At 40.4% G+C, this 12,959-nt stretch carries 13 protein-coding genes and 2 pseudogenes; 12 read left to right on the top strand and 3 right to left on the bottom strand.

The annotated features are described in order from the left end of the window. Window positions 1–504 precede the first annotated feature (504 nt). From ON15_RS00685 to ON15_RS00680, 3 genes are all read left to right on the top strand, one after another. Window positions 505–1,098 (top strand): NAD(P)/FAD-dependent oxidoreductase, encoded by a 594-nt coding sequence (locus ON15_RS00685; protein ID WP_010579544.1) that lies wholly within the window; start codon window positions 505–507, stop codon window positions 1,096–1,098. A 91-nt stretch (window positions 1,099–1,189) separates the two neighbouring features. Continuing rightward, window positions 1,190–1,474, top strand: a complete 285-nt coding sequence (locus tag ON15_RS11885; RefSeq protein WP_010579543.1) for a hypothetical protein — start codon at window positions 1,190–1,192, stop codon at window positions 1,472–1,474. After that, a complete protein-coding gene (locus tag ON15_RS00680; RefSeq protein WP_328285365.1) occupies window positions 1,368–2,378 on the top strand; it encodes an MFS transporter in 1,011 nt (336 codons plus the stop codon). Before ON15_RS11885 ends, ON15_RS00680 begins: the two co-directional genes overlap by 107 nt. Before the next feature lie 24 nt (window positions 2,379–2,402). On the opposite strand, the gene ON15_RS00675 is transcribed toward ON15_RS00680, so the two are convergent. Next, the gene (locus ON15_RS00675; RefSeq protein ID WP_010579541.1) at window positions 2,403–3,089 is read right to left on the bottom strand and encodes an MgtC/SapB family protein; all 687 of its coding nucleotides are present in this window, start codon (window positions 3,087–3,089) and stop codon (window positions 2,403–2,405) included. 182 nt (window positions 3,090–3,271) lie between these two features. Here ON15_RS00675 and ON15_RS00670 point away from each other — a divergent pair, with 182 nt between their 5' ends. The 9 genes and pseudogenes from ON15_RS00670 to ON15_RS00630 form a co-directional block, all read left to right on the top strand. Next, window positions 3,272–3,706, top strand: a complete 435-nt coding sequence (locus ON15_RS00670; RefSeq protein ID WP_010579540.1) for a UPF0236 family transposase-like protein — start codon at window positions 3,272–3,274, stop codon at window positions 3,704–3,706. Window positions 3,707–4,176: 470 nt separating this feature from the next. Then, a complete protein-coding gene (gene pxpB, locus ON15_RS00665) occupies window positions 4,177–4,920 on the top strand; it encodes a 5-oxoprolinase subunit PxpB (RefSeq protein WP_010579538.1) in 744 nt (247 codons plus the stop codon). Next, a complete protein-coding gene (locus tag ON15_RS00660; protein ID WP_235720408.1) occupies window positions 4,917–5,933 on the top strand; it encodes a 5-oxoprolinase subunit C family protein in 1,017 nt (338 codons plus the stop codon). Before pxpB ends, ON15_RS00660 begins: the two co-directional genes overlap by 4 nt. 69 nt (window positions 5,934–6,002) lie before the next feature. Beyond that, window positions 6,003–6,416 (top strand): acetyl-CoA carboxylase biotin carboxyl carrier protein, encoded by a 414-nt coding sequence (locus ON15_RS00655; protein ID WP_010579536.1) that lies wholly within the window; start codon window positions 6,003–6,005, stop codon window positions 6,414–6,416. A 10-nt stretch (window positions 6,417–6,426) separates the two neighbouring features. Continuing rightward, window positions 6,427–7,740: an acetyl-CoA carboxylase biotin carboxylase subunit gene (locus ON15_RS00650; RefSeq protein WP_010579535.1), complete on the top strand. Its 1,314-nt coding sequence runs from the start codon at window positions 6,427–6,429 to the stop codon at window positions 7,738–7,740. Window positions 7,741–7,791: 51 nt separating this feature from the next. After that, a complete protein-coding gene (locus ON15_RS00645) occupies window positions 7,792–8,589 on the top strand; it encodes a putative hydro-lyase (RefSeq protein ID WP_010579534.1) in 798 nt (265 codons plus the stop codon). A gap of 65 nt (window positions 8,590–8,654) precedes the next feature. After that, window positions 8,655–9,401 (top strand): LamB/YcsF family protein, encoded by a 747-nt coding sequence (locus ON15_RS00640; protein ID WP_010579533.1) that lies wholly within the window; start codon window positions 8,655–8,657, stop codon window positions 9,399–9,401. A 48-nt stretch (window positions 9,402–9,449) separates the two neighbouring features. Further along, complete coding sequence (locus ON15_RS00635) at window positions 9,450–10,682, top strand: NRAMP family divalent metal transporter (RefSeq protein ID WP_010579532.1); 1,233 nt, start codon at window positions 9,450–9,452, stop codon at window positions 10,680–10,682. A 206-nt stretch (window positions 10,683–10,888) separates the two neighbouring features. Continuing rightward, window positions 10,889–11,168, top strand: a pseudogene (locus ON15_RS00630) (transposase); the annotation flags it as partial. Window positions 11,169–11,467: 299 nt separating this feature from the next. On the opposite strand, the gene apf reads toward ON15_RS00630, so the two are convergent. Both apf and ON15_RS00620 read right to left on the bottom strand, forming a co-directional pair. After that, complete coding sequence (apf, locus tag ON15_RS00625) at window positions 11,468–12,100, bottom strand: aggregation-promoting factor (RefSeq protein ID WP_010579530.1); 633 nt, start codon at window positions 12,098–12,100, stop codon at window positions 11,468–11,470. 207 nt (window positions 12,101–12,307) lie between these two features. Beyond that, window positions 12,308–12,903: pseudogene (locus tag ON15_RS00620) on the bottom strand (recombinase family protein). Window positions 12,904–12,959: the final 56 nt, after the last annotated feature.

Here is a 12,959-nt window from a genome sequence, read left to right as displayed (position 1 = left end):
TCACTCTAAAATTAGAAGTTATTTCTTAAAATACACTTTTGAGACTCGAATGGCTGTTAAAACCGTAACCGTTGATCTTTATTCATCATAGCGACCTTTAATTAAGAAAAACTCTTCCCAAATACGCTGATCATTTTCCTATCGTCGTTCAAGCTTTTCAGGCCCTAGATTCAGTTCGCCTTCAAGTAATAAAACAGCGATTGATGTGCTCTTAGGCGATACTGGAAATTATTAGTCAAGGACTCAGCTGAATTAGACTATATCAATCTTACTTCAAACGGATCAATTTTCAAAACCGCCAATTATGCGATGCTGATGTCGCTGAACCGTATGCACGACCGGCATTCAGTAAAAAGTTGTGGGTTGATGTCTCATTTCACGAAGCCGACACCAATTTTAAAACCGCTCAAAAATAAAATGCCAAAGTTTATTTACAGACGGTCGTTGTTAAAATTGATTGCCAGAATCATCAAGTAACAACAGCTGATAATCAAGTTTTCGGTTATGACAAACTGTTGCAGCCAGCGATCAGATGTTGCTTTACGTTCCAAAAATGATTATCGCAAAATCAGGAGTTTTAGCGGCGATGATAAACATATTTTAGTTGTTGGCAATGGCTATATTGGCAGTAAAATTGCAGCTGATTTAAAAGTTGAGGAAAATGGAGTCGTTGTCAATGAAAAACTGCAAGCTTCTGATCCAGCTATCTATGCGGCAGGTGATATTATTTCTTATCCGGATCCGATCCTTGGCCGGACAAAATCAGAGCACGTAATGCATGCAACTAAATCCGGTTATGTTGCTGGACAGAATCTGGCTGGCAAACCAACGGACTATACTTACACCCCTTATTTTTACAGTAGGGTCTTTGATGTTTCCTGGGAAGCTTTCGGTAAGATCTCCAGCGGTTTGTCGATGTACCAGGAAAAGCTTTCGAAAAAGGGCAGTTTGACTTATTATTTTGATCAAGCCGGCGAATTGCAGGGCATCTTAAAATGGAACGTCAAAGTCAATCTGAATCATCTCCGCAACATCTTCGGTCAGTATCCTAAACTGACCGATCTGCAAAAAGTTTTGCCGTTAAAACAAGTTAATTAGGCAGACTAACTAAAAGCACTTTTTAAAGAGATGATATAATATAAATGCTGACAGCGGTCGGCATCGGTATTTTTTTAGGGGGGAAACTAGCATGGAGGAAAAAATGAATTTTTGGTACCGCAGTCTGCCAATCTGTTTACTGATCATGATCGGTTTTAATATGCGGTCAGCGTTAACCTCAGTTCCACCAATTTTAACTGATTTAAAAACGGCACTTGAGCTTCCCAGCTGGTTGTTGGGAAGCTTGACAACAATCCCGCTGTTGTGTTTTGCTTTCGCCTTTTGTTCCGCGCTTGTATCAGCACTTCAAATTACTGCCGGTTTTGTTTGCTGCCATGGCGATCTTAGGCCTTGGGACTTGGCTGCGGATTTATAATTTTACAACTTTGATTGTTGGAACTTTATTGCTTGGCTGTGCAATTGCTTTTTTAAATGTTTTGGCTCCAACGACAGTCGCTGTTTATTATCCAGCAAGTTTGGGGAAAATGACTTCGATTTATACCTTGGCAATGACACTTTCCAGTGCTGCAACAGCGGGCTTTAGTGCCTTATTGTCAAAAATTCTTGGCTGGCGTTCGCTGTTTTGCTGGCTCGTGCTACTGCCACTGGTGGCTTTGCTAATCATTGCAGCTTTGGGACGGATTCATCCTGAACCGGCAACTGCTGTTGTCAGCCAGCCAGCAACTAAACCAAAACAGGTCGCTAGTGTCTGGCATCAGCCGCTAGCTTGGGCGTTGACCTTTTTTATGGGATTGCAATCATTACTGTTTTATACGATCTTGACTTGGTTACCGCAGATTTTAAGCGATCAGGGCCGCTCGCAGGCTTCCGCTGGTTTATTTTTGGGGTTATTGCAGTTGGCATCTTTGCCAATGTCAGTGATCATGCCGAATCTTGTTGGTCGCCGGACAAAACAGGCACCTTTGATTTGGCTGATTTTTGCCTTGTTTATCGGCGGTTTTATTTGTTTACTGGTTTCGGAAAGTATTTGGTCGCAAGCTTTGAGCTGTATCTTGCTTGGTCTAGGTACAAATGCTGCTTTTACGATGTCAATGACACTTTTTTCACTCAAAACAAAAACACCGGCTCAGACAACGGCTGTTTCTGGCATGGCTCAATCTGTCGGCTATTTGCTAGCAGCAACGGGTCCGTTTTTGAGCGGTGTACTTTATGCTCAGCTGCATTCCTGGACGTTGGTTATTATTTTGCTGATGATCATCGTTTTGCTCCAGACTTTATGTGGCTTATTAATCGATCGAAAAGAACAGGTATTTGATTGAAGATTGCTCGATCAAACTTTTTAATTAATATCTTGGGGTCAGACTGCTGATTTGCAGAACATTCTTATTCTGCTGCAGTTCAAGCATGATTTGATTCCGTTCATTTTTATTAGCAATTATAAAATCAGCATTGAAAACGATCTTTTTTTCAGTTACTGAAATTATCCGAACACGGATTTTCTCTGTTGAATATTTTTGTAAAAAGTGTTTGATATCATTGATTGCGGCTGGCTGCTGGATGATGACGATTTGCAACTGGACCCTGATGTGTTTGAATAATTTATTGATAAAATAATCATCATGGAAAACAAACTGAATCACGACTAACAGAAAAGTTGCAGCAATCCCAATTGAATAAAGTCCAGCTCCTTCGGCCATCCCAATTGCTGACGTAGCCCAAACTCCGGCAGCTGTTGTCAGTCCGCTGACTTGATCTTTGCGGACTAAAATCGTTCCGGCACCAATAAAACTGATGCCGCTTACTATTTGAGCTGCAATCCGGGAAGGGTCGAGTGCAATGCTTTTAATATTTACCATATCCGCAAACCCATATTTTGAAATGATCATGAATAAAGCGGACGCAATCGCCACGACCATATGTGTGCGGATACCAGCGCTTTTTCGCTGTCGGGATCTTTCATAACCGATCAAGCAGCCGCAAATTCCTGACACAAAGAGGCGCATCAGCCAATCGATATTAGTTAGCAGCATGTTAAAAACCTCCCTTCGCTTTTAAATTCTAGGGGCCTTTGTTTTCATGTTACTACATTACTTGTATAGGGTTAAATACCTGTTAGTGTAAAGTTTTTCTCTGTAAGGGGTTTTCAAATAAAAAGAAGGCCGCCATCCTTCTAATTGAATCAACAAAAAACAAGGAGAAGGAGCGGTCCTCTATGACTGAAATTGTATCAGAAATTGCGGAAATTTTAAAGAGTTCAAATGACTTATTGGAAGCAGAGCTTAAAATCTTACGATTATTTTCGAGCTTTTTATGTGAAGTGTTAGGAACTTCTTTCGAGCGATTGGTTCAAGAATTAGTAAAAGATGCAGATGCAAAAGTGCTGCGAAGAGATCAAAGAACAATTCAGTTTCTTTTTGGCGAAGTAACTTTTAAACGGCGATTGGTTGAAGAAATAACTGGTTGCCATGTGTATTTGTTAGATAGGCATTTAGGAATCAAACCATGCAAACGCTATTCACCTTTACTATTAGCTCGGGTTTCAGCCTTAGCTTCCAAGGGAGTTATGCGCATGGTGGCAAGTGCAGTCAATTTATTGACCCCAACATCAATGAGTCAGCAAAAAGTTGCCGCAGAATCTGTGCTATAACTGGCAATAATCTGAAAAATTAACTGTTTTAAGATACTAGAATTACTGTGTTGACAATATCGTCGCTAGTCAATGAAGCAAAAATCGGACCATTTCGGCATGATATTGTTGGAAGCTTTTTACGAACTTCGAAATTAAAAACTACTTTGGCGAAACATCGTGCCGGCGAAATCAGCGATCAGAAATTTTTATAATTGCAGCAGCTCAGATCAAAGATTTGGTGACTAAAGAAGTTTGGAAAAACTGAGCAAATTGTTAAAAAAAATAAATCATGCTAAAAAAACTGTTTTTAATTAATCTAAAAACGGTTTTTGTTTTTTTTTGAAAGTTTTCTCCTAAGTTTTAACGGATAAAAAGTAAAGATCTTTTTCATGTTGTATAATTATAATTAATAACTTTTAATAATTGTAATTTTTAAGTAGGATTCTACTTTTGGTTGATGAATAAAAATTCTAATTTAGGTGAACAAGATGGGATTGGATTATAAAGTTGTACCAGTTGGCGAGCAAGCAGTGATGATTGATTTTCCCGAAAAAATCGATGTTGCCCAAAATCAGCTGATCCATGTTTTAGCTAATGAAATAAAAAAAATGAATAAACCAGAAATTGTTGATTTGATTCCAGCCTATCATACTTTAACAATTGATTTTGATCCGTTTCAAACGGATTCGGAGAACTTCATTGTCTGGTTGAGTGATTTTTTGCAGACACATTTAGCAACCACTCAGGTCACTTCAAGCCGGATTGTGGAAATTCCAGTCTGTTATGGCGGCAAATATGGCCCTGATCTGGCAGATGTGGCTAAGTTTGCTGGAACTAGCCCAGCTGAAGTTATCCGCTTGCATACTGGTAGTCTATATTATATTTATTTACTGGGATTTTTGCCGGGCTTTGCCTATGCTGGTTTTGTCGTTGCTCAAATCGCTATGCCGCGCTTAGAGCAACCGCGTGTCAAGATCGCAGCTGGCAGTGTTGGGATTGCTGGCAAGCAGACTGGAATGTATCCGGTTGATTCGCCTGGTGGTTGGCGATTGATCGGACAGACACCACTAAAATTATATGATCCCCATTCGCCGTTGCCTTATTATCATGCCGGTGACTGGTTAAAATTTAAAGCTATTTCGCCAGCAGAATTTCACGCAATTAGACGACAGGTCAAAGCAGGAACTTTTCAGATCAAAACAACTGTCAAAGAAAGCGGTGGACTTGAATGATGCGCTCAACAATCGAAGTTTTAAATCCAGGGTTAGCTACTTCAATTCAAGACGCCGGCCGCTGGGGCTATCAGTCAAGTGGTGTACCGGTTTCAGGAGCAGTTGATGAATTTGCTTTTCGCTTAGCTAATCTTTTGGTGGGCAATCAGCCAGAAGATGCCGCCATTGAATTCATGATCTTAGGACCAACACTTAAATTTAAGGGACCGACTTTTATTGCAATCACGGGAGGAACTTGTCAAGCTCAGCTGGACGGCCAGGTTTTGCAACTCAATCGAGCATATCAAGTCAAGGCTGGTTCGGTTTTGCATTTTAAACCGATCACTGCTGGGCGCTTCGGCTACTTAGCAGTTAAGGGTGGAATCTTAATACCATTAATTTTGCACAGCCGAGCTACGACCAGCCGGATCCAATTAGGCGGCTTAGCGGGACGGAACCTGCAAGTCGGAGATTGTTTGCCAATTGCGGTTTTCTATTGCTTAAGCAGCCTCGCCCAGCGGCAGTTGATGGTTGCGCCTCGCCCAGCCGTTAAAAAAGTGGTGCTTCATTTTGTCAAGGGACCACAGTGGCAGCTTTTTTCCGCTCAAGCCCAGCAAATTTTTACAGAAGCTGCATTTACCGTTTCCCAGCAGGCTGATCGGATGGGTTATCGTTTGGCCGGGCCGGCTTTACCAGTACCTGCTAAAAATATGCTGTCTGAAGGAACAGTGACGGGCAATGTTCAGATCACTCGTAGCGGCCAGCCAATCGTTTTACTGGCAGATCGGCAAACAGCAGGTGGATATCCAGTTATCGGGACAGTTTGTCTAGCTGATCTGGAACAATTGATTCAAGCGCAAAACGGTCAGCAGTTTTGTTTTCAAGCAATTTCCGTAGCTGCTGCTACTCAGCGGTTGCATGAAAAGTATGATGATTTGCAAAAATTAACTACCAAAATCTCGGCGACCCGTTATCAGTTACCAATTGGTCCGCAACAGGTGGCCGGCCAGCGAATCGCTGAACTTTTTGACTAAAGGATTCAGTGACAAATCATATTTAATGGTAATAAATCGCTGAAGTCTTATTGAAGGAGTGAAGTTGGAATGGAGATCCCAAATTTAAATGATTTGATCAAAGTTTTTGAGGAAGCTGGTTTGACTAAGTTAGTGATCAAAAACCAGGCTGAAAAAATCGTTTTGGAAAAGCAAACTAATCCTGTAATAAATGCTGATTTAAGTCGGGCTGCTCCAACCAAAACTGCCGCTGCACAAGCAAACAACGTTGAAATTGTGAAAGCGCCTTTTATTGGAACTTTTTATCAAGCACCAAAACCCCAAGCGGCCCCTTTTGTTAAAGTTGGTACGTCGGTCACAGCCGGTCAACAGCTAGGGATCATCGAGGCAATGAAGATGATGAATGAGATCAAAAGCCCGCTTGCTGGTAAAGTCGTTAAGATTTTAGCGACTGACGGTGCAGCAGTCGAATATGATCAGCCGTTATTTGAGATTCAGAAGTGAGGGTTAAGCAATGAAAAAAGTTTTAGTTGCTAATCGCGGTGAAATTGCTGTTCGGATCATTCGAGCTTGTCGTGAACTTAACTTAGAGACAGTGGCTGTTTATTCGACGGCTGATGCCACTGCCTTGCATATCAAATTGGCAGACCAAGCTGTTTGTATTGGACCAGCACCAGTGCTTAAAAGCTATTTGAATCAAACAGCGATTTTAACGGCAGCAAAATTGACACACGCCGATGCGATCCATCCTGGTTATGGCTTTTTATCCGAGAATGGCGAGTTTGCCAGAAAATGTCAGCAAGCGGGTTTGACTTTTATCGGACCGGCAGCTGATGTGATCGATCTGATGGGTGAAAAAGCAGCTGCCCGCAAAACGATGTTGGCTGCTGGCGTTCCGGTAATCCCCGGTAGTCAGGCAGAATTTACTGATGCCGCAACTGGTTTGGCGGCGGCCAAAAAGATTGGCTTCCCCGTGATGCTTAAAGCTAGTGCTGGCGGTGGCGGCAAAGGGATGCGAATTATTAAAAATGCAGCTGATTTTTCTCGTGAATTTGCCTTGGCCCAAAACGAAGCTCAAAATGCTTTCGGCAATGGCCAAATGTATCTTGAAAAATACTTAGCCCATCCACGACATATCGAAGTTCAGCTCTTAGCTGATCAGTATGGCAGAGTCTTAGCTGTTGGCGAACGGGACTGTACGATCCAGCAGCATCACCAAAAAGTGATCGAAGAAGCACCGGCAGTTTGCTTGTTGCCGCAGACCCGCCAGCAGATCTTACAAGTCACTGCTCAAGCTGCTGAAAAAATTCATTATGTTGGAGCGGGAACGATCGAATTTTTATTGGCTGATAGTGAGCATTTTTATTTCATGGAAATGAATACGCGGATCCAAGTCGAGCATCCGATCACTGAATTGACTAGTCAGATCGATTTAGTCAAATGGCAGTTGAAAATTGCAGTTGGCGAACATTTGCCAGCCAGCAGCAAACCGGCTACCGGATTTGCATTAGAATGTCGGATCAATGCTTTTTCAGCCGGCAAGATTACTGGATTGCATTTGCCAGGTGGTTATGGAATCCGAGTTGATACGGCTTTATATCAAGGCTATTTAGTCCCGCCAAACTATGATGCGATGATTGCTAAAATCATCGCTTATGGCGAAGACCGCCTGGAAGTCATTCAGCGGATGCAAGCTGCTTTAGATGAGACGGTGATTAGTGGTATTCAAACAAATTTAGATTTTTTGCTGCAACTGTTGCGTGAGCCGGATTTTCAAACTGAAAAGACCGACATCAATTGGTTAGATCAACTCAGTTTGAAAAATTGAAAAATTTCGTTGTTTAAAACTTTGAATTGTTAATTAAAGGAGGAATCGTTGATGTTAAAAACTGCTTTGAGTTCTCTGAGTCCAGTTGAATTGCGGCAGCTGATCCGGCGAGGAGAATATACCGATCAAACTAGCGGCTTGGCACCAGGATATACCCAGGCTAATTTGGTAATTCTACCTAAAAAGTTAGCTTATGATTTCCTGTTATTTACCCAGCGTAATCCTAAACCTTGTCCAATTTTGGAAGTTAGTGATGTCGGCAGCCGCAAATTGCACCGTTTTGCGACTGATATTGATTTAGCTAATGATTTTCCCAAATATCGGATCTATCGTCATGGTGTCTTAGATCAAGAAGTCACTAGTGTTGAACCATATTGGCGTGATGATCTGGTCAGTTTTATTATTGGTTGCAGTTTTTCCTTTGAATCCGAACTGATCACTGCTGGGATTGAGATCCGTCAGATCACCGAGGGAGTCAATGTACCAATGTATAATACCAACATTGCATTGGATCCAGCAGGACGTTTCCATGGAAATATGGTGGTCAGCATGCGGCCAATCCCGGAAGAACAAGTTGTGACGGCGGTTAAAGTTACGGCTGCCATGCCGCGTGTCCATGGAGCGCCGATTCAAATCGGTGATCCAGCTAAGATCGGGATTAGCGATCTGGCTCATTCGGATTATGGTGATGCAGTGACGATCAAACCGGGTGAAGTCCCGGTCTTTTGGCCTTGTGGCGTTACCCCGCAAAATGTGATCATGCAAACCAAACCAGATTTTGTGATCACCCATTCACCAGGGCATATGTTAGTTACAGATGTCAAAAATGTTAGCTTAAAGTATCAGTAAATCTTTGCATTTAAGGGGGTGGTTGGATTTTAGTTAGGGAAAATAAGAAACAGGAGGAATCACAGTTGAAGATTGATTTAAACAGTGATTTAGGCGAAAGTTTTGGGCGTTATCAGTTGGGAAAAGATTCGGAAGTCATTAAGTTAGTCACTTCAGTTAATGTTGCTTGTGGTTTTCATGCCAGTGATCCAGATGTGATGGCGCAAACAGTTGCTGCTGCGCAAGCGGCCGGTGTCGGTGTGGGTGCACATCCTGGTTATCCAGATCTGCAAGGGTTTGGTCGGCGGCAAATGAAATTGACTCCATTGGAGGTCAAACATTTGGTCATGTATCAAATTGGTGCGTTGCAGGCTTTTACCAAAGATCACAAGTTGCATCATGTTAAACCTCATGGTGCCTTGTATAATATGGCAGCTAAAGATCATGCTTTGGCTTTAGCTATTTGTCAAGGCATCCAGCAAGTTGATCCGCAATTGCCGATTTATGGTTTAGCCGGCAGTGAATTGATTAAAGCAGCGCAAGAAATCAGTTTGCCGTATGCTCAAGAAGTTTTTGGCGATCGTAATTATTTAGCAGATGGCAGCTTAGTGCCTCGCAGTCAGGCCAATGCGGTAATCACCGATCCCCCAAAAGTTGCTGCTCATGTATTGGAAATGGTTAAGACACATGCGGTTACGGCAATCGATGGAACTAAAGTTAAACTTCAAGCCGATTCAGTTTGTGTCCATGGTGATAATCAAGCAGCACTAGCAATTGTGGCTTACTTGCGCAAAGCTTTGACACAGGCCAAAATCACTTTGCAAACTTTTTAATTGGGTCAACAGATATTGAAATCGGTAAGATAGAAAGAAGGAATTGATATGGCAGATAAACCCAACAAGGCAGATTTAAATATACCTGATTTGGAGCAACCAACACATTCTCCGCGGTCGATTGCAATGGGTGCAGCCTTTTTAATGGCGATGTCAGCAGTCGGCCCAGGATTTTTGACTCAAACCGCAACTTTTACTGGTCAATTAGGCGCTGACTTTGGCTTTGCAATTTTACTTTGTATTATTTTTGATATCATCGTTCAGATGAATGTTTGGCGCATAATCGTTGTCAGCGGTCAAAAAGCACAGGAACTGGCTAATGATATTCTTCCTGGATTAGGATATGTGTTATCTTTCTTAGTAGCAGTTGGAGGGTTATTTTTTAATATCGGCAATATTGGTGGTGCCGGTTTAGGCTTGAATGTGCTCTTTGGAATTTCGCCGCAAAATGGTGCTTTGATTGCTGGAATTTTGGCAATTTTAATTTTTGTCGTTAAAAATGCTTTGACCGTGATGGATCGGACCGTTCAAATTTTGGCAGTGATCGTTTTAGGGATCTTGATTTATGTGTTATTTATCATGAAGATTCCGTATGGGACGGCCATCCAACATACCTTTGTTCCTTCAAAAGTTGATTTTTATTCGATTGTTACGATCGTCGGCGGGACTGTCGGCGGCTATATTTCTTTTTCCGGTGGTCATCGGATTCTTGAAGGCGGACTGATTGGTGAAAAAAACATTAAATATGCTAATGAAGGTGCTTTGACCGGAATCGGGATCGCTTCACTCGTCAGAATTTTACTGTTTTTAGCATGCTTGGCAGTTGTTACGACTGGTGTTAAATTAGCTGCTAGCAATCCGGCAGCAACTGTTTTCAAGACTGCAGCTGGCAGTTTTGGTTATAAATTCTTTGGGATCTTACTGTTTGCAGCGGCGATTTCTTCTGTTATCGGCTGTGCGTTTACTTCCGTTTCCTTCTTGGACTATGCCGTTAACAAAGGTAGCAGCTACGAAAGAATCCATCAGGCAATGATCGTTGGCTTTATTGTTGTTTCAACAATTATCTTTTATTTCATTGGTTCGCCAGCTCAGGTCTTGGTCTTTGTTGGTGCTGCTAACGGTTTTATTTTACCGATTTCATTAGCTATTTTACTGATTGCCAGCCATCATAAAAAAATCGTTGGCGATTATCATCATCCCAACTGGCTGTTTTATTCTGGCTGGTTGGTCGTTTTGTTCATGGCTTTTGCCAGCATCAAAACAGTGATCGGCTTGTTTTAAAAGTTAAAAATCTTTTGCCTCAAAATTTATCACCAATAGTATTGTTTACCGCAGTGCAGAGAGTACAAAATAGTTTGTGTAAAAGAACAAAGGAAAAGTCCGATTGAAAAGGGAATCCCTTTCCCAGATGATTAAATCATCCAAATCAAACCAAAACGGAAGGATTCCCCATGGATTAGTTTACCAAAAATTTAACCCAAACTCGCTTGGTCAAATGGTGATGTTAAAGAACTTTTTCGTCAACAACTCGAAACAGCTATTAAGCAGATCTTGCAAGCTGAACTAACAGCTTTGTTTGGTTATGATCCTGATGACCGCAACGGCTTTAAGTCAGGTAATCCTTGTAATGGTCAGTCAGATCATTTAATTGACTCTGAAGATAGCAAGTTGAAGATTGCTGTACAATGTAATCGTCAGGGTCAATTTCATAATCCCTTGCTTCTGGCTTATTCTCGTCGCCAAGATGCTTTAAAAACAATAATCATTTAGCTTTATTCTAAAGGCGTTACGACCCGTGAAATTGCAAGATTTGATAGTATTCTGCTAAAAAAAATCATGTACAAGCTGTGACAATGGATAATTGGATTCGGTATCATTATAAGTTTCAGTTGGTTGAGAAGGTTAAGAATTTAAGATAATTTATTCCTAAGAATGAGAATCTGCTTGTGTCAAGCAAATCCTTATTCTTCTTTATGCGTATCAAAATAAATTTGTTAAAAAACTAAAAAGAAAAGCAAGCCCATCAGCTTTTGAATTTTCCGAACTTGTAAAAGTTATGAAAAATTTTAATACCAATGATATGTTTCCCAATGCTTCATGGCATTTACCCAACTGCCATAACGTTGTGAAACATATTGAGCTGCAACTTTGTCTTGATTAGCAGCTGAGTAATCACCATTTAGATATGACTCATCTAACTGGTACTTGCCAATATACTTCCCGTTGCGTGCATTATAATTTCCACCGGATTCATGTTGAACAATATATGCTTTAGCATCTGATTCAGCTTTTGAAAGACCGGTATCATCATTTGTTGAACTAGTATCATTGTTAGCACTTGCCGTAGCCTGGTTGCTGGAGGCAGTCTCCAAATTTGTAGCAGCTAAATTTGTTTGCGAAGAATCCGTCGTAGTATTTGAATCCAAAGTTTGATTATCTGGAATCGTCAATTTTTGTCCGACTTGAATATAATTAGGATTGGATAGATTATTTAATTTTGCAATCGAGTTAACATCGGTATGATAAGTTTGAGCGAGCCCCCAGACGGTATTTCCCCATTTTGCAGTTATGGTTGAAGTTTTATCAGCATTTAATTTATCATTAAGTAGATTACTAAAAGTTTCCTTAGCAGTTGTTGCTGAAGAAGAAGGATAGTAATTCTGTAAATATTGAAGATTAGATATTTTTTCAATGCTCAAAATTTAATTCCCCCAAAATCAAAAAAACTAGATTATTATAATTTTTTTAGTGAAAATAACTTTTGAAGTTAGTATAAATAATTATAGTTCATTCGAAGCAAAAAAACAATTTGTTTTAATATTTAATGAATGTTTTTTGCAGAAAAAAAAGCTACTAAACTTAAGGGATTCAACGAATCCGTTTTAGTAACCAACTTCAAGTTAAAATTATGATTCTTTTTTAATTCGACAAATAGTTCCTAAACTGACACCATATTTGGTAGCTAATGATCTAATTGTGCAGCCCTTAGATAAATCTTTTTTTAAGGCAAAGTAAATTGCCCTTTTTTGAGGATCTGGTGAGTTTGCACCATATAGAATTGGTTTTCCCTTGTAAACTCCTCTTTTTTTGCTAGTGCTATTCCTTGTTTTTGACGTTCACGAATTCGTTCACGTTCACTTTGTGCTTGGAATTTAAAAACAGTAATTAAAATATCGGTTAACATATTTCGCAAGTTAGGATCAGGAACAGCAGAAAAGTCTGGTAAATCAAGGCTTTGTAACGAAGCGCCTTTTTTTCTGATAGTTTGAATGATTTCAGTTAAATCTTCTGCATTTCGACCTAAGCGATCTAAGCTAGTAACGTAAACGATATCATTTTTTTTGATTTTATTTATAAGCCTGATAAGTTCAATCCTATTTTCAATGTTCTTACCAGACTTTTTTTCAGCGAAAATTTTGTCTACTGGAATTTTTTTTAGTTGAACTATTTGACGCTCCAAATTTTGATCTCGTGAAGAAACCCTAACATATCCTAGTTTCATATTGCTTTCATCCTACTCAAATTATTGAATATATATATCTTACTAATATTATATTC

The organism is Liquorilactobacillus vini DSM 20605 (assembly GCF_000255495.1).
GTDB classification, from domain to species: domain Bacteria; phylum Bacillota; class Bacilli; order Lactobacillales; family Lactobacillaceae; genus Liquorilactobacillus; species Liquorilactobacillus vini.
The sequence above is the reverse complement of the archived record's forward strand: the minus strand, read 5'-3'. Positions and strand labels throughout refer to the sequence as shown.

Bases quoted from the DNA above. Each gene is read 5' to 3' on its own strand.
- ON15_RS00685 (WP_010579544.1), top strand. From the start codon at position 505: ATGACAAACTGTTGCAGCCAGCGATCAGATGTTGCTTTACGTTCCAAA.
- ON15_RS11885 (WP_010579543.1), top strand. From the start codon at position 1,190: ATGGAGGAAAAAATGAATTTTTGGTACCGCAGTCTGCCAATCTGTTTA.
- ON15_RS00675 (WP_010579541.1), bottom strand. From the start codon at position 3,089: ATGCTGCTAACTAATATCGATTGGCTGATGCGCCTCTTTGTGTCAGGA.
- ON15_RS00670 (WP_010579540.1), top strand. From the start codon at position 3,272: ATGACTGAAATTGTATCAGAAATTGCGGAAATTTTAAAGAGTTCAAAT.
- pxpB (WP_010579538.1), top strand. From the start codon at position 4,177: ATGGGATTGGATTATAAAGTTGTACCAGTTGGCGAGCAAGCAGTGATG.
- ON15_RS00660 (WP_235720408.1), top strand. From the start codon at position 4,917: ATGATGCGCTCAACAATCGAAGTTTTAAATCCAGGGTTAGCTACTTCA.
- ON15_RS00655 (WP_010579536.1), top strand. From the start codon at position 6,003: ATGGAGATCCCAAATTTAAATGATTTGATCAAAGTTTTTGAGGAAGCT.
- ON15_RS00650 (WP_010579535.1), top strand. From the start codon at position 6,427: ATGAAAAAAGTTTTAGTTGCTAATCGCGGTGAAATTGCTGTTCGGATC.
- ON15_RS00645 (WP_010579534.1), top strand. From the start codon at position 7,792: ATGTTAAAAACTGCTTTGAGTTCTCTGAGTCCAGTTGAATTGCGGCAG.
- ON15_RS00635 (WP_010579532.1), top strand. From the start codon at position 9,450: ATGGCAGATAAACCCAACAAGGCAGATTTAAATATACCTGATTTGGAG.